General features: G+C 71.9%; 8 protein-coding genes and 1 pseudogene. 7 read left to right on the plus strand and 2 right to left on the minus strand.

What is annotated here, in order from left to right:
• Window positions 1–16 precede the first annotated feature (16 nt).
• From OHA11_RS26060 to OHA11_RS26085, 6 genes are read left to right on the plus strand one after another with little or no spacing between them, the layout of a single operon-like run.
• Complete coding sequence (locus OHA11_RS26060; protein ID WP_323186662.1) at window positions 17–1,585, plus strand: MFS transporter; 1,569 nt, start codon at window positions 17–19, stop codon at window positions 1,583–1,585.
• Window positions 1,530–4,964, plus strand: coding sequence for a type I polyketide synthase (locus tag OHA11_RS26065; protein WP_266500265.1), 3,435 nt, complete (start codon window positions 1,530–1,532; stop codon window positions 4,962–4,964). Before OHA11_RS26060 ends, OHA11_RS26065 begins: the two co-directional genes overlap by 56 nt.
• Window positions 4,961–10,885 carry a MupA/Atu3671 family FMN-dependent luciferase-like monooxygenase gene (locus tag OHA11_RS26070; RefSeq protein WP_266500267.1) on the plus strand — a complete coding sequence of 1,975 codons (5,925 nt, stop codon included), beginning with the start codon at window positions 4,961–4,963 and terminating at the stop codon, window positions 10,883–10,885. The genes OHA11_RS26065 and OHA11_RS26070 overlap by 4 nt, the downstream gene beginning before the upstream one ends.
• Window positions 10,882–12,192, plus strand: a complete 1,311-nt coding sequence (locus tag OHA11_RS26075) for a M18 family aminopeptidase (RefSeq protein WP_266500270.1) — start codon at window positions 10,882–10,884, stop codon at window positions 12,190–12,192. Before OHA11_RS26070 ends, OHA11_RS26075 begins: the two co-directional genes overlap by 4 nt.
• Before the next feature lie 21 nt (window positions 12,193–12,213).
• The gene (locus tag OHA11_RS26080) at window positions 12,214–12,987 is read left to right on the plus strand and encodes a thioesterase II family protein (protein WP_266500272.1); all 774 of its coding nucleotides are present in this window, start codon (window positions 12,214–12,216) and stop codon (window positions 12,985–12,987) included.
• Window positions 12,988–13,020: 33 nt separating this feature from the next.
• Complete coding sequence (locus OHA11_RS26085) at window positions 13,021–14,907, plus strand: amino acid adenylation domain-containing protein (RefSeq protein WP_266500275.1); 1,887 nt, start codon at window positions 13,021–13,023, stop codon at window positions 14,905–14,907.
• An 86-nt stretch (window positions 14,908–14,993) separates the two neighbouring features.
• On the opposite strand, the gene OHA11_RS26090 is transcribed toward OHA11_RS26085, so the two are convergent.
• Window positions 14,994–17,795, minus strand: a complete 2,802-nt coding sequence (locus OHA11_RS26090) for a hypothetical protein (protein ID WP_266500279.1) — start codon at window positions 17,793–17,795, stop codon at window positions 14,994–14,996.
• 350 nt (window positions 17,796–18,145) lie between these two features.
• Window positions 18,146–19,093 (minus strand): M56 family metallopeptidase, encoded by a 948-nt coding sequence (locus tag OHA11_RS26095; RefSeq protein ID WP_266500282.1) that lies wholly within the window; start codon window positions 19,091–19,093, stop codon window positions 18,146–18,148.
• Window positions 19,094–19,349: 256 nt separating this feature from the next.
• Between OHA11_RS26095 and OHA11_RS26100 the strand changes: the two are divergent.
• Window positions 19,350–19,889, plus strand: a pseudogene (locus OHA11_RS26100) (glycosyltransferase family 2 protein); the annotation flags it as partial.
• Window positions 19,890–19,928: the final 39 nt, after the last annotated feature.

Consider the following 19,928-nt stretch of genomic DNA (forward strand, 5'->3'; position numbering starts at 1 on the left):
TGGCGCGGGGGCGTTCGTGACGTCCGATACGACGGCGACAACGGCCGCGGCCGCGGCAGCGGCGGAGACAGCGCTTCGGGAGCGCCGGTACCGGATCCTGGTCACCGGCTACGCGATCTCCTCGTACGGCACCTTCCTCAACGTGGTGGCGCTCAATCTGTACGTGTACGCCGTCACGGACCGGGCGCTGGCCGTCGGGGTGTTCATGGCCGTGCGACTCGCCGCGGGGTTCGTCGCGGGCCTCGCCGCCGCGGCGGTCCTGGCCCGGTGGTCCGCGAAGGGGGTCATGCTCTGGGTCAACGTGGCCCAGGCGGTGGCGCTGCTCCTTCTGGTGGTGGCACCCGACGGATTCCGTACGGGCACCCTGTTCGCCGTCTCCGCGGTGGTCGGGGCCTCGGGCACCCTGTTCATCGTCACGCTGCGCAGCTCCATTCCGGACATGGTCGGCGAGGGGCGGCACACCTGGGCCAACTCGCTGATGGTCAGCGGACGTTCGATGGCGATGGTGGCCGGGTTCGCGTCGTCGGGCGTGGTGGTGTCGTTGCTCGGCTACACCGCGGCCTTCCTCGTGGACATGGCTTCCTTTCTGGTCTGTGCGCTGACGGTTCTGCTGCTTCCGATGTCCCTCGCGCCCGCGCGCCGCGAGGGGGAGGGAGATGGGGAGGGAGAGAAGCGCGGCCCGGGCGAGGAAGAGAGCCAGGGGGACGAGAGCGTCGCAGAGCACGACAGTGGGAACAGCCGTCGGCGGCTGCCCGCCGCGCTCGTGGCGCTCGGTGCCGTTCCGGTGCTCGGGCTGACGGTGGCGCTGCGCGGTATCGACGCCCTGGGATCCTCCTCGCACAACGCCGCGCTGCCCGTGTACTCCACCGAGCTCGACGCCGACAACCCGGCCGTGTTCGTCAGTGTCTTCTGGTGCGTCTGGGCGCTCGGCAACGTCCTTGTCCAGCAGGTCCTGCAGAGGTACACCAAGCGGACGGGACGCGCGGTCGGCGCTCTGGGTTTCGGGCTCGGCACCATCGCCATGTCGGGCACCTTCATCCTGGCCTTCGCCGGACTTCCCTGGGCCGCGACCGTGCTGATCGCGCTGCTGGCCGGCGCCGCCGACGGCCTGACCGAAGTGTCGTACACCTCGCACCTCCAGACCCTGCCGGGCCCCCTGCGCACCCACGCCTTCGGGCTCTCCGCCACGGTGGAGAACCTCGGGTTCGGCGTCGGCATGATCGTCGTCGCCGCGGCCCTCGACGTCTTCACACCGCTGTCGGTCGTCGGCGTCGCGCACGGCGCCGCCATCGTCATCGCCCTGGTGTACGTGGCCCGGGTGCTGCGGGGGCGCGCCGGAGCGCGGGAAGCCGAGCCGGGAAGCGCGGAGCAGGACGTCAACGGCAACGGCAACGGCGACGACAGCGGCGACGACAGCGGGACCGGGACGGAGACGGGGACCGGGACGGAGACGGGGACCGGGACCGGGACGGAGACGGGGACCGGGACCGGGACGGAGACGGGGACCGGGGCCGGGAAAGGGGAGAGCGGTGCAGGATCCGCGCGTGGCGGTCATCGGGATGGCGCTGAGGTTTCCGGGGGCTGACACGCCCGAGGAGTACTGGCGCGACATCCGGTCCGGGGTGTCGCACGTACGGCCCTTCACGGACTCCGAGTTCGCCGCCGCCGGACTGCCCGAGGAGCTCTACCGGGACCCGGACTTCACCGGAGCGAGCGCGCTGCTGCACGGCATCGACGGCTTCGACGCCGCGTTCTTCGGGATGAGCGGGCGAGAGGCCACCCTGACCGATCCCCAGCAGAGGTTGTTCCTGGAGTGCTGCCACCACGCGCTGGAGGACGGCGGTTACGCCGGATCCGGCAACCGGGGCGTGGGCAATCGGGACGCGGGCGACCGGATCGGCGTCTACGCGAGTGTCGGGTACCGCCTGTACTCACTGCACAGCTATCTCGCCTCCAACATCGGTGAGTCGAGCCGTGGCGACGACTGGGCCACGGTGAAGCAGATCCAGGTCGGCAACTACCCGGACTTCACCGCCAACCGGGCCGCCTTCCGGCTCGGACTCGACGGTCCGGCGGTGAACGTCGCGACCGCCTGTTCCAGCGGGCTCGTCTCCGTCCACCTGGCCTGCCAGGCGCTGCTCGCGGGCGACGCGGACCTCATGGTGGTGGGATCGGCCGCCCTGCATCTGCCGCAGGTCACCGGGCACCGCCATGTGAAGGGCTCGACGATCTCCAAGAGCGGTGCGGTACGGGCCTTCGACGCCGCAGCGGACGGCACGGTCGGCGGCAACGGGGTGGCCGCCGTACTCCTCAAGCCGCTCGCGAACGCACTCGCCGACGGCGACACCGTGCACGCCGTCATCCTGGGCTCCGCGGTCACCAACGACGGTGCGGACAAGGCCGGTTTCGCCGCTCCGGGGGTCGCGGGCCAGCGCGACGCCGTGCTCGGCGCGTTGGACCGCGCGGGTGTCGGGGCCGAGACGATCGGCTATCTGGAGGCGCACGGCACCGGCACCTACAAGGGTGATCCGATCGAATTCGCCGCGCTCAGCGAAGCGTTCCGGCGGCACACGGACCGCAAGGGCTTCTGCGCGCTCGGGTCCACCAAGCCCGCCATCGGGCACCTGGACAGCGCGGCGGGTCTCGCGGGGCTGGTCAAGGCCATCCTGGTGCTGCGGCACGGCATCGTCCCACCACTGGTGAACCTGACCCGGCCCAACCCCCAACTCGGTGTCGAGGAAAGCCCGTTCACTCTGCCGCGACGCGCCATGCCCTGGCCGTCGCCGGGTGACGGAGACGGTGACGGAGACGGAGTGGCCGGCGTCCCCCGGCGGGCGGGTGTGCATTCCATCGGGATGGGGGGCACCAATGCCCATGTGATCCTTGAAGAGGCCCCGGTCGGCCTGGACGCTCCCCGAGTTCGGACCGGAGGTGCCCCCGCTCCCGCCTCCGCCCCCGTGCCTGCCCTGTTGCCCCTCTCGGCGCACAGCCCCAAAGCCCTGGAGGAGTACGCCCGTTCCTTCCGCGATGCCCTGGCACGCCGCCCGGACATAGCACCGGCCGACCTCCTCACCACGACCGCGCTCGGACGTCGGCACCTGCGCCACCGGCTCGTCGTCACCGCCTCCGTCGACGGTTCCACCCCCGCCCTCGCCCCCGCCGACAACCTTGTCAACGGGCTCGACGCCTTCCTGGCCGATGCGCGGAGCCCGGCGCCGCCCGCCGCCGCCACGTACTGCACGGGAACCGTGGACGTAGGCGTAGGCGTAGGCGTAGACGTGGATGCGGCCGCGGACACCCCCGTCACCCCGGTCACACCTGCGTACGTCTTCAGCGGACAGGGCGGCGGCCACCCCGGCATGGCCGCCGCGCTCGCCACCCGCTTCCCCGTGGTGGCCGACGTACTGGAGCGGTGCGCCCGCATCCACCAGGAGGAGACCGGGGAGGCGGGCTTTCTCGGCCGGATCGTCGGTGGTGAGGGCCCGGAGCGGTGGGACACCGCCTTCGCCCAGCCGGCGCTGTTCGCCCTTCAGGTGGCACAGGCCCGGCTCTGGCAGGGGTTCGGCGTGCGCCCGTCGGCCGTCGCGGGGCACAGCGTCGGCGAGTACGCGGCACTGTGCGTCGCGGGAGCCCTGTCGCCGGAGGACGGGATGCGGCTCGTCTGTCGCCGTGGCCGCCTCATGCGGGACACCGAACCCGGCGCGATGCTGGCCGTGTTCGCCCCGCCGGAACACGTACGGCGGTTGCTCGGCGACATCGACGCGACGCGCTACGGGCGCCTCGAACTGGCGGTGTCCAACGGTCCCGCGCACCAGGTCGTCGCCGGTCCGCCGGCCGCGGTCGAGGCGGCCCGTTCCTGGCTGGCCGAGCACGATGTGGCAGGGGAGCCGCTCCCCGTCGACCGCGCCTTCCACACGGCCCTGCTCGACCCGATGCTCGACGAGCTGCGCGCTGCCGCCGACAAGGCCGAACTCCGGCCCGTACAGATGGAGTTCGTCAGCGGACTCGATGGCACGGCGCATCCCGCGGGCTGGCTGCCCGACGCCGACTACCTCGTACGGCAGGCGCGGCACACGGCCGACTTCCACGCCGTGCTGCGCACGCTCGCGCCGAGGGCCGTCCTGGTCGAACTGGGGCCCGGTGCGCCGTTGACCGGCATGGCCCGCCGTGCCGTGCCGGAGACCCTCTGCGTGCCGACGCAGGGTCGCGGCGCGGGCACGGACGGCCTGTGGGCGGCGGTGGCCCGTCTGCACTGTTCCGGCGTGGACCTCGACTGGGCGGCACTCCTGGACGGCTGCGGGGGACGCCGGATTCCGCTGCCCCTCTACCCGTTCCAGCACCGGTCGTACTGGACCGGCCCACCACCGCACCCCGGTCCGGCAGTGGACCGATTACCGGCAGAGGAAGGTTCCGTGGAGCAAGGTTCCGTGCAGGACGGCATGACCGAACAGGCAGTACTCGAACGGGTACGGGCGCTCACGGCCCGGCATCTCGGCTGTCGCGCCGATGAACTCGGGGCCGGGCAGACGTACGTCGGTCTCGGCGCGGACTCCCTGCAACTCATCGGCCTGCTACGGCAGTTGGAAGTCGAGTTCGGCGTACGAGCAACCGTCCGGGAGCTCCTTGAGGAGGCGGGCACGCCGGAGCTCACGGCTCGTCTGATCGCCGGGCGGAGGAGGCGGGAGGTTCCGGTTCCAGCTCCGGGTCCGAGTCCGAGTCCGGGTCCGGGTCCGGCCAAGCAGCCGGAGGCCGGGCTGCTCCGCCCAGACCCGGAGCCCGCGGCCGCCGCAGTGGCCCCGTCCACCGCCGCTGAGCCAGACGGGCCCACGGGCCCGGAATACGCGCTCCGCTCCGAGATCGCCGAGCTCAGTCGGCAGGTCGATCTGCTCGCCGAGACCCAGGCAGCCATGCTGACCCAGCTCTCCGAGGCGATCGCCCTGCTCGGCGCCGAGCGCACCCGATGAGCACGACGGCGGCGGACCGGGCCGCGGAGCTCTCCCGGAAACTCACGGCACAACTCGCGGCGGCCAAGCGACAAGCGGAGGCGCAGACACCCATCCCCATCCCCACCTCCGCCCCCATCCCCACCCCCACGCCCACGCCCACCCCCACGCCCACCTCAACCTCCGCCCCCACCCCGGGGCCCCCGCAACCCACCCTCCACGGCCCCCGCGTAACCCTCCCCGAAGGCTCCGGCATGGTCGGCGACGGCGACGGTGCCGGTGCCGACGCCGGTCAGCGGGCGCACGCCGTTGAACTGGGGCGCAGGCTGGCCGAACGTACCCGTACGTCCAAGGAGTTGGCCCAGCGGCAGCGGGCCGTGCTCGCCGACAGCCGGGCCGTGGTCGGGTTCCGGCGCTCCACGAAGGAGACGCTGTACCCGCTCGCGGCCCGCTCGGCCCGAGGCGCGCACCTGACCGACGTGGACGGCAACGACTACACCGACATCACCATGGGCTTCGGCGCCCTGCTCCTCGGCCACGAGCCGGAGATCGTCACCGAGGCCGTGCGGGAGCACCTCGCCCAGGGTCTGCGCTTCGGCCCCCGGTCGGTCGAGGCCGGTGAAGTCGCCCAGCTGCTGGCCGACTTGACGGGCATGGAGCGGGTGGCGTTCGCGGGCTCCGGTACCGAGGCCAACTCCGCCGCCATCCGGCTCGCCCGCGCCGCCACCGGACGCGACCGCATCGTCATGTTCCGCGGCTCGTACCACGGCCACATCGACTCCGTACTCGGCCGCCCGGGGCCGGACGGCGGTCCCGCCGTACCCGTCTCGCACGGCATCCCGCACAGCGCCGTCTCCGAGGTGCTCGTCCTCGAATACGGCAGCCAGGAAGCCCTCGACACCGTAGACGCGCTCGGCGACACGATCGCGGCGGTCCTCGTCGAGCCGGTCCAGTGCCGCAATCCCGCCCTGCGCCCGGTCGCGTTCCTGCGGGCGCTGCGCGATCTCACGCGGCGCCGCGGCATCGTCCTCCTCTTCGACGAGATGCTCACCGGCCTGCGCCCCCATCCGCGCGGCGCACAGCACCACTTCGGCGTCGTCCCGGACCTCGCCACCTACGGCAAGGCGCTCGGCAACGGCTTCCCGATCGGCGCGATCGCGGGCCGCGGCGACATCCTGGACGGAGTCGACGGCGGCTTCTGGCGGTACGGCGACGACAGCCGCCCGGAGGTCGAGACCACGTTCTTCGGCGGTACGTACATGCAGCACCCGCTGTCCATGGCGGCGGCCAAGGCGGTCCTGACCCATCTCACCGCCGAGGGCCCCGCTCTCCAGGAACGGCTCAACGCCCGTACCGACGCGCTGGCCGAGGACCTGAACGAGTTCTTCAGAACCGAGGAATTCCCCCTGGAACTCAGCCACTTCGGCTCCATGTTCCGGTTCACGCACCGCGCCGACATGGAACTGCTCTACCAGCACCTGCTGTTGCGCGGAATCTACGTATGGGAGTGGCGCAGTTTCTATCTGTCCACCGCTCACACGGACGCGGACATCGAGCGGGTCTCGGACGCCGTGAAGGACTCCCTGCGCGCCCTGCGCGAGGGCGGCTTCTTCCCCACGACCCGAACGAGCCCAGGTCCGAGCCTGCGTCAGCAGTCGCAGTCGCAGTCGCGGCCGAAGGCGACAAGTCCTCGCCCGGCCGCCGACTTCGGCCTGTACTTCTTCGGCGACTACCCGGACGCGGAGGCCGCCGCAGGCAAGGAAGGAGGCGCGGACGGCCGACCGAACGCCCCCCGCCCGTCCGACGCCTACGACCAGATCATGGAGACGGCCCGCTTCGCCGACGAGCGGGGCTTCAGTTCCCTCTGGGTGCCGGAGCGGCACTTCCACTCCTTCGGCGGCCTCTTCCCCAACCCGTCCGTGCTCGCGGCGGCGCTCGCCCGGGAGACCAGCCGGATCCGGCTGAACGCCGGTTCCGTCGTCCTGCCGTTGCACGACCCCGTCCGGATCGCCGAGGAGTGGTCGGTCGTCGACAACCTCTCCGGCGGCCGGGTCGGCATCGGCTGCGCCACCGGCTGGCACGCGCGGGACTTCGCCCTCCACCCGGACCGCTTCGCGCGCCGCAAGGAGATCGGCTTCGCCCACCTCGACGACGTACGGACGCTGTGGAGCGGCGGCACGCTGACGCGGCGGACCGGGGACGGCGCGGAGACCGCGGTACGCATCCACCCGCGCCCGGTGCAGGACATGCCGCCCATGTTCCTCGCCACCTCAGGACGGCGTGAGTCGTACGAGGAGGCGGCGCGGCGCGGTCTGGGCATCGTCACCAACCTGATGAACCAGACGGTCGCCGAACTCACCGAGAACATCGGCCGCTACCGCAAGGCCCGCGAGCAGCACGGCCTCGACCCCGACACCGGCCGCGTGACCGTGCTCCTGCACACCTATCTCGGCGACGACCACGCGACGGCCCGTGCCCAGGCGCTGGAGCCGATGACCCGCTATCTGCGCTCCTCGCTGCAGATGCGCTCCGCGGCGAGCACGCGGGGCACGCGGGGCGGCGATCCGCGGGACGTGGCCGCGGCGAGCGACGAGGACCTGGAGTACCTCTTCCGCCGGGCGTACGACGGGTACTGCGACGAGCGGGCCCTGATCGGCACGCCGGACACGTGCGCGCCCGTGGTGGACGCGCTGCACGAGGCGGGCGTCGACGAGATCGCCGCTCTCGTCGACTTCGGCATGCCCGCCGACCTGATGCGCTCCGGACTCGAACACCTCGACGCGCTGCGCCGGCGCCACCAGGACGCGGCGGGCTCCGTGGCGGCCCGCGCTGGTGTGGGGCGGGGCGCCGACGTCTCCGCGCCCGCGACCGACGCCCAGCGCCGGATCTGGCTCGCCTGCCAACTGGTCGGCGACCCGGCCGCGTACAACGAGATCCAGGCGGTGCGGCTGCGCGGCCCGCTGGACGGTGAGGCTCTCGCCGTGGCGGTGGACGGGCTGGTCGAGCGGCACGCCGGACTGCGGACCGTGTTCCGCCCGGGCAGCGGCGACGAGACCGTACGGCAGGTCGTACGGAACGGCCTGCGCGTGCCGCTGCGGGTGACCGACGCCCGGGAACAGGACGCCGACGAGCCCCACGGGGCCGTCGCGGCGCTGCTGCGGGAAGAGAGCGCGCGGCCGTACGACCTGGCCGAGGGCCCGCTGTTCACCCCACGGCTCCTGACGCTCGCCGACGACGACCATGTCCTCGTACTCGGCCTGCACCACATCGTCACCGACGCCCACTCGGCCGGAATCCTCGCGGCCGACCTGGAGGAGCTCTACAAGGCCGCGGTCGAGGGGCGCCCGGCGCGGTTCGAGGCGCCCGCGGGCAGCACGGTCGGCGCCGCCGAACCCGACCGGGACCCGGCCGACCTGGAGTGGTGGCGGCGGTATCTCGACCCGCTGCCACCGGCGCCCGCGCTGCCCACCCGGCGCCCACGCGGACGCCGGGTGGCGGGCAGCGGAGCCGCCGCCGAGATCCGCCTCGACGGTGCCCGCACGGCGGCCCTGCGCGAATGGAGCGGCCGCCGGGGCGTCACGCTCTTCGCCACGCTCCTCACCGCCTGGCAGCTGGTGCTGCGCGAGCGCTCGGGCCAGGACGAGTTCGTCGTGGGATCGACCTTCGGCCGACGCACACCGGAGACGATGGGCACGGTGGGATTCCATGTCGCGCTCCTTCCGCTGCGGGCCACGCTGACGGAGTCGACGCCGCTGACTGACGCCGTACGGGCCACCCGGGACGCGCTGTTCGCGGCGGACGCCCATCAACACGTCGACCTGGACGCGCTTCTCGCGGCCGTCAACCCCGACCCCGGCAACCCGCGCCCGCTCATCACCGTGTCCGCGGACCTGGACACCGCCCCGCTGGCCGGGATCCGACTGCCGGGGCTGCACACCGAAGAGATCGAGGGCGGCACCGAATCGGCCCCGCTCGAAATGGCGCTGATGGCCATTCGTACGGGCTCGGGTCCGGGGTCTACGGGTCCGGGACTTACGGGTTCGGGACCTAACCGTTCGGGGCTGCGGCTGCGCATCCGCTACGACGCCGATCTCTTCGACGCGGCGACGGTACGGGACTGTCTCGGCGACCTCGACCGGATCCTGGGAACCATGGCGTCGGGCGACGCGGTGCTGGTGCGGGACACCGCCGTGCAGCCGAAGCCTGTCGACGTCACGCGATCGGCCTCGCAGGCCCCTGTCCCGGAGACGCTCCGGGCCATCTGGAAGTCGGTCCTCGACCTCGACGACGTGGCCGACGACGCCAACTTCTTCGATCTCAGCGGCAATTCGATCGCGGCGATACGGCTCGTCAACCGCGTACGCGAAGCGCTGCACGTGGACATCGGCCTCGCGGACTTCTTCGCGGACGCGACCTTGAGCGCGATGGCACGTCAACTCGGTGGTGGCGGTGGTGGCGGTGGTGGCGGTGGTGACGTCGGTGTCGGCGGACCCGAGGAGCCTGCCGACCCTTCCCCTGACCCCGAGGTCATCGACCCCGAGGTCATCGACCGCGCCCCCGCGAGCTACCAGCAGAACCGGATGATCGCAGGTCACTACGCCGTTCCCCAGCCCCAGGTCTGGAACGTGCCGACCAGGATCCGGTTCCGGGGCGCCCTGAACCCGGACGCACTGCGCTCGGCCCTCGCCGAACTGATCGAGCGCCACCACTCGTTGCGTACCCGGTTCGTGCGCGACGGCGAAGGAGCCTGGTGGCAGGAGGTGGTCGCCGCGCCGCCGCTGAGGTTGCAGATCGACGACCTCACCCGCCTCGAACCCGAGAAGCGTGCCGCCCGCGTCGACAAGGTGTGCCGAGCGATGGCCGCGGCCCCCGTCGACCTCACCCGCCCGACACTGCCCCGCCTGAGGCTGCTGCGGGTCGAGCGAGCCGGGCGAGCCGAGCGCGACGAGTGGGTGCTGATGTTCGTCATGCACCACATCTGCGCCGACGGCTGGGCCCACTCCGTGCTCCTGGCGGAGCTGGCCGCGCTCTACACCGCCGCCGTGGCCGGTACCGCGCACCCGCTCGGCGCCCCCGCCGTCCAGGCCACGGACTACGCCCGCCACCAGCTGGAGACGAAGGACCCGTCGGTCGAGGACCGGCGGGCCGCACACTGCGCCGCCTATCTGGAGGGGGTGCCGTGCCGGCTCGACACTCCGACCGACCGCCCCCGGCCCGAGCGGCTGAGCGGTGACGGCGGCACGGTACGCGGTACCGCCTCGGGTGAACTCCGCGCGAAGATGGAGCAGTTGGCGGCCGACCGGCACGTGACGCCGTTCGCGGTCGCGGCAGCCGCGCTCGGCATCCACCTCGCCCGGCTCTCCGGGGAGCGGGACGTCCTGCTCAGCGTCCCGTACGCCAACCGCGAGGCCATGGAGAGCGAGTCGCTCGTGATGGACAGCGAGTCGCTCGTGTCGGTGGTCTCCACGGCCGTGCTGGTCCGGGTGCGGATCGACCCGGCCGAGACGGTCGGCGAGCTGGTGACCCGTACCGGTGCGGGTGCCCTCGGCGTCATGGCGAACGTCCTGCCCACCGCCCGCATCCTCCAGGCGATGCGCGACGCGGGCGCGACCGAGGTCCCCGACCGCGTCCCGAACGGCCTCGCCTTCCAGAACTACGCCGACTCCGACATCGAGATACCCGGCCTCTACGTCGAGGTGGCCGACGTGGCCCCGCCGGTCGCCCGCGCCGAACTCGTCTTCGGTCTATCGCCGCGTCGTGATCCGGGACTCGGCTACCGGACCTTCCTCGAGTATTCGGCCGATCTGTGGGATCGGGAATCGGCCGAAGACCTGCTCGCCGAGTACGTCTCGGTGATCGGAGACTTGTGCGCGCACCCCGACCGCCCGGTCGCCGCGCTGCTCGACACGCACCCAACGCCCCGGAAGGCGGACGCCGAATGACCCTGGCCACCGACCCCAGCCATACCGAGGACCTGCTCGCCTTCCTCCAGAGCAGTTCCTCGCCGTACCACGCGGTGAGCCAGGCCGCGCGCCGCCTGGAGAAGGCGGGCTTCACGGAGCTGAGCGAGACCGAGGAGTGGACGGGGCGCAGGGGCGGCTGCTTCGTCGCCCGCGGCGGTGCGCTCATCGCCTGGTACGTCCCCGAGGGCGCCCCCGCCCACACCCCCTTCCGGATCGTCGGCGCCCACACCGACTCGCCCAACCTGCGGGTCAAGCCGCGGCCAGACATCGGTTCCGCCGGGTGGCGCCAGGTCGCCGTGGAGATCTACGGAGGCGTCCCGCTCAACACCTGGCTCGACCGGGATCTGGGTATCTCGGGGCGCCTCACACTGCGCGACGGCAGCTCCACCCTCGTCAAGGTCGACGAACCGCTGTTCCGCGTACCGCAGTTGGCCATCCACCTCGACCGTACGGTCAATGAGGCCCTGGCCCTGGACCGGCAGCGCCAGACCCAGCCGATCTGGTCCCTGGGCAGACCGGAGCAGGGCGCGCTGCTGCGCCGGATCGCGTACGAGGCCGATCTGGAGCCCACGGAGATCCTCGGCTGGGACCTGATGCTGCACGACATCCAGGCACCCGGCCACCTGGGCGCGGAGCGCGAGTTCCTGGTGTCGTCGCGGCTGGACAACCTGGTGTCCGTGCACGCGGGGGTCACCGCGCTGACGGCGGCGGCCGAAGCCTGGTCGCAGGACGTCGGCGCCGACGCCGAGTCGTTCCGGGTTCCGGTGCTCGCCGCCTTCGACCACGAAGAGGTCGGCAGCGGCTCCGAGACCGGCGCCCAGAGCCCGATCCTGGAACGCGTCCTGAACCGCTCGGTGGCGGCCCGCGGCGGCAGCGGCGAGGACTGGTCGCGGGCGCTCGCGGGCGCGCTCTGCGTCTCGGCCGACATGTCCCACGCGGTCCACCCCAACTACAGCGAGCGGCACGACCCGGACAACCACCCGCTGCCCAACGGCGGCCCCGTGGTGAAGGTCAACGTCAACCAGCGGTACGCCACCGACGGCACCGGACTCGCCGCGTTCGCGGCCGCGTGCGAGCGGGCCGGGGTGCCGTTGCAGCGGTTCGTGTCCAACAACGCCATGCCCTGCGGGACTTCGATCGGGCCGATCACCGCGGCCCGCCTGGGCGTGACGACGGTCGACGTGGGCGTGCCCGGCCTGTCCATGCACTCCGCCCGCGAACTCGTCGGCTCCAGGGACCCCGGCTACCTGGCCCAGGCACTCGCCGAATTCGTCACGACGAGCTGAGAACGCGAGAGGTTGCAGAGCATGTCGGCAAAGACCTTCGCCCTCAAGGGCGCCGACCCGCAGGACGCCTCGCTGCGCGTGCTGATCGTTCCGCACGCCGGCGCCGGGGCGGCGAGCGGTGGCGGCTTCGCGGAGCACGCTCCGGACGACTGGCTGGTGGCCACGGCCCGGCTGCCGGGCCGGGAGACGCGTATCCGGGAGAGCGTTCCGGACCTGCCAGGCCTGGTCGATGACGTCGTGGCCACGGCCCGGGCCCTGCCAGGCACCGCCCCCTTGATCGTCGTCGGGGTGTGCTTCGGCGCGGTCATCGGCCTGGAAGCCGTGCGCGCGCTGCAACGCGAGGACACCGGCCGTGTCACCGGCATGGTGGCCGTCTCGCAGTGGGCGGTGAACGAGAAGCCCGATCCCGAGCGCCGGTTGCTGCGCGACGCGGACGACACCGACGACACCGACGACGTACTGGCGATCCTCGCGGGGATCGGCGGAGTCCCGGAAACACTCGCCGCCAACGAGGAGATGCTCAAGCTGGTGCTGCCGACGATCGTGGCGGACATCCGTGCCGTCGAGGACTACTCGACGGGCCCCGACCCCCTTCTCCGGTGTCCCCTCCTGACCGTGTTCGGGGACGAGGACCCGCTGTGCCCGGAGGAACGGACCGCCGACTGGGCCCTGTTCAGCGAGAACACCCGCAGTGTCTGGCTGCCGGGCGGCCACATGCTGCTGACGGAGAGCCCCGCCCTGGTGGTGGACGCCCTCGTCGGCAACCTCGACCAGTTCGCGACAGAACAGTCATAGATCCCGTACCCGGCCGAACTGAGGTTGACGTCCATGACGACCGTCGCAGTCGATACGCAGCACCGGCTCGACGCGCTCCTGCTCGAACGGTGGGAGCGCGATCCCGGACTCCCCGCGCTCGTCTCCGGCGACACCGTCCTGACGGTGGGCGAGTTGAGGGACCGGGTCCTACGGACCGCCGCGGCCCTGCGCGCGCACGGCGTACGGGCGGGAGACCGCGTCGTCGTCCACCACGAGCGCTCCGTCGAGTTCGTGGTGGCCGTGCTGGGCGCCATGTTCGCGGGCGCCGCCCACGCGGCCCTCGGCGTGGGCGACCCGACACGGCGGATCCTGCGTGCCGTCCAGGACTGCGCACCCCGGGCCGTACTCACCAACTCCGCGCTGCGCGACCGCTTTTCGGACGTACCGGGTCTGTCGGGCCTGTCGGGCCTGTCGGATCTGGTCGTCCTGACGGACGAGAAGTGCGCCACGTACCTGCCGACACTCGAACCGGTACGGGGGAACGCATCGGCGGACGACCCCGTCGCCGTCATCTACACCTCAGGCTCCACCGGCCGCCCCAAGGCCTCGCTGATCAGCCACCGCGCTCTCGTCTCCCGGATCACGGCCCTGCAGACCACGCACCGCATGGACGAGCGCGACCGGATGATGCATCACACGGTGTGCACCTTCGACATGTATCTCGGTGAGTTGTACTGGCCGTTGCTCGCCGGTGCCACCGTCGTCATCGCGGCCCCGGGCCGCCATCGCGACGCGGACCATCTCGCGGCGCTCATACGCGACCAGGGGATCACGACGGTCTACTACGGCGTCTCCCAGCTCGAACTCTTCCTGCTGACCCGCGATCCCGCCGAGCGGTACGACGGGCTGCGGCAATTGATCACCGGCGGCGAACCGCTCGGCCCCGACCTCGTCAAGCGCTTCCACGCGCGCTCCACCGCGACCCTCACCAATATCTACGGGCCCAGTGAGTGCACGATCTACTCCACGGCCTGGGTGTGCCCGCGCGATCCCGACCCGGACACCGTGCTCATCGGCCCCGCCATCCAGGACACCGAGCTGTGGATCCTCGACGAGAACGGCGCCCCGGTGGGCGACGGGGAGCCCGGCGAGCTGTACATCGGCGGCGCGGGCGTCGCCCTCGGCTATCTGAACCGGCCCGAACTCACGGCTGAGCGTTTCCTCACCGCCGAGCGTCTTCCCAACGCCCCCGGGGTGAGCCCGGACAGCCGCCTCTACCGTTCCGGCGACCTGGTCAGGGCGCGTCCCGACGGTGCGCTGGAGTTCCTGGGCCGGGCCGACCGGCAGGTGAAGATCCGGGGCATCCGCATCGAGCCCGGCGAGATCGAGGAGACCGCCAAGCGCTGTGCGGGGGTCCGGCAGGCGGCGGTCGTCGCGCACGGCTCGGGTGCCGAGAAGCGGCTCGCCGCGTTCGTGGTGCCCGAGGAGGCCGTGGCATCGGACGACAGTCTGACGTCGTCCGTACGCGAGGCCCTGCGGACCTGGCTCCCGCCGTACATGGTGCCGTCGGCCATCGAGATGACTGACGAACTGCCCCTGACACCGAACGGCAAGCTGGACCGCCGCCTCCTGGAGGCCCGAGCGGCACAACGGTCGGCCGAAGCCGCGCCTGTGGCCGCTGATGTGGCCGCGGACGCGGACGTGAATGTGGATATGGATCTGGACGTGGAGAGCGTCGTGGCCGAGGTGTGGTGCGAGGTTCTCCAGGTCTCCGCCGTCGGCCGGGACGACGACTTCTTCGACCTGGGCGGCGATTCCTTCAAGGTGCTGCGCGTCGTGGAGACCCTCCGGGAACGGCTGCGGGCGGACATCCCCCTGGCGGCCCTCCTGCTGGAGCCGACGGCGGGGGACTTCAGCGAGGAACTGCGCCGCATCATGGATCAGCGGTCCGCCGGCTGAGCCCACCACGGATGCGGGGGTGTGGGTGTCGGAAAACTCCGGCCCCCACACCCCCGACCTGCCTACCTACTTACCTGTCTACGGACCTACCCCGCGTCCAGAACCGTTCCCGTGAGGACCGGACCCATCGCCTCCTCGCCGTCCTCCTTCGTGAAGGACAGCTGGATCCGCAGTGACTCCTCCGGCTCGCTCACGGTGTCGGTGACGGTGGGTATGGTCACCTCGGCGCTCACCTGCCCTGCGGGGAATTCGAGGGGCAGGTAGAACGATCCCACCTCGGACAGCGGTGTGGCCGGGGTCGGTGACTCGCCGATGTTCTCCTCGACCCAGTCCGGGGCGAGGTCCGTGGTGGACAGTTCGGCGCCGCCGCCGACCGGAACGAAGGCGGAGTTGAGCCACAGGTAGGAGTCGGCGGGCGCCGACTGAGTGATCCGCCAGGTCAGGCTCTTGCCTTCGGTGACCCGGTCCGCGACCGGTGTCGCGCTGTAGGTCGGCATCGGGTCGTCGTTCTCCACGGTCACGCCGCCTCGGTGGCTGCCGACCACGGCACCCTGGACGGCCTTCGCGAACACGTTCCGTTCCGAGCCGGAGCTGTAGCGGGTGTTGCCCTCCACGTCGATCGGCACGTCGACGCTGTCGCTGCCGGGACGCACCGTCACCAACCGGGACGTGGAGTCGTTCGACCCGGGCTTGGCGACGAAGAGCCGTATCCGGCCGCTGCCCTCGCCGGAGACCCGCACCGGCACCTGGTAGGTCCGGACTCCGGAGTCACCCTCCTTGACCTGCAACCGGCCGATGTCGACGCGTGGCATCACGACCGGCCGCACCTCCGCCATGCCGGGGCGCCAGCCCCAGGCGTCCATCAGCCACGCCTGTCCCGACCCGCTGCGAGGTGTCAGCGCAAGGGACTTCACCCGCTTCAGGTCCAGCCCGGCCCTGGTCGCGGCGGCCAGCGGTACGCGTACCTCCTGCCCCCAGTACGAGGCGGTCCGGTCGGTTCCCGGGAGGCCGTCCACGCTGATGCCGCCGAGCTTCGCCTGTCGGCCCGCGGCGTCCGTGAGGGACACGTCCATCCGGGTGCCGGTGGTGTTCGGCGGCACGATGACCCGCAGGGACAGGTCCTTGGCTCCGGCTACGGAGACCGTTCGCCCGGGCTTTACCCGTACCGCGGAACCCGGTGCCGACCACTTGAGCGCCACGGCGTTGCGGTTTGGTTCACGCGACACCTCCCACTCCCACCGGGCGAAGTGCGGTGACGTCCCGGGCTCCTCGGGGTTCAGGCAGGCGGTGGCCGGGTCGGGGTCGACCTGGGCGCACAGCCGGCCGCCATCCACCGTGACCGGGGTGTTCGGCAGGAACCCGCCGGTGCGACGGGCCCCGACGGCGTGGGTGAGGACGCGTGCCGGACCGGCCGACGCCGCCCGCACGTTCGAGCCGTCCAGCAGCGGACGGACCTTGTCGTCCCCGGCCACGAACACCCGGGCCGCGGCGGCTATGTACGTGGAACCGGCGGCCTGTTGCTGCTTGGCCGTCAACCGGGTCGCGGTGCCCGGCTTGCAGACCGCGTCCGGATTCTCCGGGTCGTCCGAGAAGTCGTCCTCGGCGCTCGCCTCGGCCTGGCCCGGCGTCCACTCGGTGTTGAAGAAGTTGTGGTTGGCGCCGACCATGTAGACCGCGCTGTGCAGGGCGGCACCACGGCTGACGCCGCGTGTCCCGTCCACGTAGATCTCACCCTGGAGATCGGCCACATCGCCGTCGCAGCCGGGCAGGATCGTCATCGACGGCACGTCGGGCGCCGGATTCTGCCCGAAGATGGTGGGGCCGATGAGGACCGTTCCGCGGATCTTCCAGCTCACCGGACCCCGGTAACCGTCCTGGTCCGCGGGCGGCTTGACGAGGCTGTCCATCGCGGCCCGGTTCACGCCCTCGCCGCCCCGCGAGTGGCCGACCAGGAGCACGCGGGACAGGTCGGCCTTCGCGGCCTTCCGTACGATCTCCGGGGCCGAGGCCTGTCCGGCGCCCGACCAGTTCGCCCAGTCGGCGAGGTGCTGCCGTACGAGGGACGAACGGGCCTGCGCTCCGCCGTCATCCGCCCGGTCGTCCTGCGCGTTGATGCCGTTGGCGGAGATGGACACCGTCACATAGCCCTGGGACGCCAGCAGTTTCTGATCGTGCAGGTAGCCGCGGTAGCTCGGCAGCGGCTTCGAACCGGCGGGGCAGGGCCACCCGCCCACCATCTCGCCGTGTTCGCCCTCGGAGCTGAAGCAGGAGGCGTGGCGGCCGTGCAGGAACAGGGCCACCGGCCGACGGCCCGGGGCTCCGGTCGGCGCGACCACGGCCGCGCGCATCTCCACCGGGGCGGCGAAGCCGGGCAGCTTGACCGGCTTCAGGTCGTACTCGCCGGAGACGGTCCCGTACGGGCCGGGGACACCGGGGTCCACGCGGTTGGCGGGCGGCCGGGCCGAGGGCTTCGGCGGAGCCTTGGTGCGCCGCCGCTGCGAGGTGTCCGTGTCACCGGCCGCGTCGAGGCGGCGCCCACCGGCCTTCACGTGCAGGTCCGTCGCCTTCCCGAGGCGTACGCCGGCGAGGCCGAGGTTGAACGTACGTCCGTCCTTGGCGCCCTCGGGCCGGCCGAGGAACCGGTCCCCGGCGTAGAACTCGATCGCGGCGTTCCCCATGGTCACCGGCGCGGTCGAGCGCCAGGTCAGCTGCTGGCCGGAGCGGTTGCCGGTGATCTCCCAGCCCTTCGGTAGTCCGCCGTCGGGGTCGGCCGATGGTGCGCGAGGTACGGGATCGGCGACAGGCTGGGCCTGCGCCGGTCCTGGCGACCCCACCACCACCGCGAACAAGGCCGCAGCGGCGACCAATGTGCGCCGGGCATGGATCAACGTCTTCTCCTCAGCTTGGATCCGGCGCCCGGCACCTCAGGTGCCCCACGTTTCCCGGGCGTCTCGCTCTTTCGTGAGAAGAGGATGAGAACCAAGGCCAAAGGGTTGCTCAGTGTTTCATTTGCCGCCGCGACAAGTGGCAGTGGGCAGACCGGAGTTGGCCCATGAGGGAGAGGGAGAGGGAGAGGGAGAGGGAGAGGGAGAGGGAGAGGGAGAGGACTACGAACTGATCCGAGCCACTACGAGCTGGGCCACGCCACTACGAACTGAGGATCCGAGCCACTACGAACTGGGCCGAGGCACTACGAAACTGGGCCGACGCCTTGTGAACTGATCCGGCGCGACAGGGTCTAGGACGCGAGCGTCGCCAGGGCCGGGCCGAAGGCGATGAGCAGCGGGACGAGCGGGGCCAGGGCCGCGGCCGTCGTCGTGCCGCGGCGGTGGGACCGGGTGAGGCGGGGCGGGGGATCCAGGAGGCGTTCCACGCGCTGGTGGAGCAGGGGGCGAGGAGTGGCGCAGGACAGGACGCCCCGGTGCTGGTTCAGCGTGATCAGCGCGAGAGCCGTCGTGAGGTGGCCGCAGCGGCGGGAGGCCGTGTCGTCGGCGGACAGCTCGACCAGGCGGTGGGTCTGGTCGCGGAAGTGCGTGAACAGCGGGATGCCCGGGAAACCGGAGGCCAGCGCCTGGGAGAGGTGCAGGAGCCAGTCGTGGCGGGCGCGGGCGTGGCCGAGTTCGTGAGCCTGGATGGCGTCCAGCTGGTGGTCGGTGAGCCGCCGCAGGGCGCCCGTGGTGACGACGAGCTGAGGCGGGCTGCCCGGCATCCACCAGGCGTCCGGGTACTCGTCCTCCAGCACGAGGAGCGGGCCGCGGGAGTCGCGGAGCCCGGCCGGCAGCTCGGGGGCGCGTTCGCGCAGGTGCGCGCGGCGCAGACGGCCGCGCCTGCGGGCCTCCACCACCTCCCGCGCGAGCATGGCCGTGGTCCAGGCGGCACCACCGGCCAGCAGCAGCGCCAGCGCGGTGGTCCAGGGCGGGGCGGCGGCCAGGTCGTACGACGCGGTCACCGAGGGCGGCGCGGGCGCGAAGACATGGCCGCGGACGGTGTGGAAGACGGCCGAGGCGCTCAGGACGAGCGACGTCAGGCAGCAGAGCAGCACGGTGGCGACCAGGCACTGCCACACCCACAGCCCGAGCACGGGCTCCCGGTCGGGCCAGCCGGCCCGGGTCAGCACGCGGGGCGCCGCGACCGCCGCCGCCAGGGCGACGACCGCCATCAGGAGGAGGGAGATCGATACGGTCATGTCTCGGGCTCCTTCTGGAAGCGGGCGGTGAACACGCTACCTGTCACCGGGCCGATGACGGCAATACGTGGAGGTGCGGGAATTAAGGGATACGGAGGGAGTACGAAGGTGAAGCACGGGCCGGAAACGACCGGGCAGGCCTGAATGCGTACGGCGCGGAGAGCGTCGGCGTACTTGAGGAGTCCTTACCATGAACGGCTAGCATCGCCCTTCGGTATCGGTCGAGGGCCGAGTGGTGGGGGTGGGCGTCGTGTCGATGGGGCCGCGGATCGCGGTGGCCGTGGTGACGATGGGGACCCGGCCCCAGGAGGTCGACGCGCTGCTCGCGTCGGTCGCCAAGCAGGACCTCGCACCCGCGCGGATCGTGATCGTCGGGAACGGCTGCCCGCTGCCCGAGTTCGCCGACCGGCTGGGCCTGCCCGGCGAGGTCACCGCCGTCGAGGTCGACGAGAACCTCGGCTGTCCGGGCGGCCGGAACGTCGCACTGCGGCGGCTGCGGGAGTTCGGCGACGTGGACGTCGTCGTCGACCTGGACGACGACGGGCTCCTCGTCGACCCCGACGTCCTGCGGAGGGTACGGGACCTGTACGCCGCCGAGCCGCGCCTCGGCATCGTCGGTTTCCGCATCGCCGACGAGCACGGCGAGACCCAGCGGCGGCACGTACCCCGGCTCGGTGCCAGGGACCCGATGCGGGGCGGGGAGGTCACCGGCTTCCTCGGCGGCGGACACGCCCTCTCCATGGAGATGCTCGCGCGGACCGGGGACTGGCCGGCCGAGTTCTTCTTCGCGCACGAGTTAACTTGCCCGCCTGCCATGTGTAGTTGATGTGTGTTG

The sequence above is a fragment of the Streptomyces sp. NBC_00878 genome, from assembly GCF_026341515.1.
GTDB lineage: Bacteria > Actinomycetota > Actinomycetes > Streptomycetales > Streptomycetaceae > Streptomyces.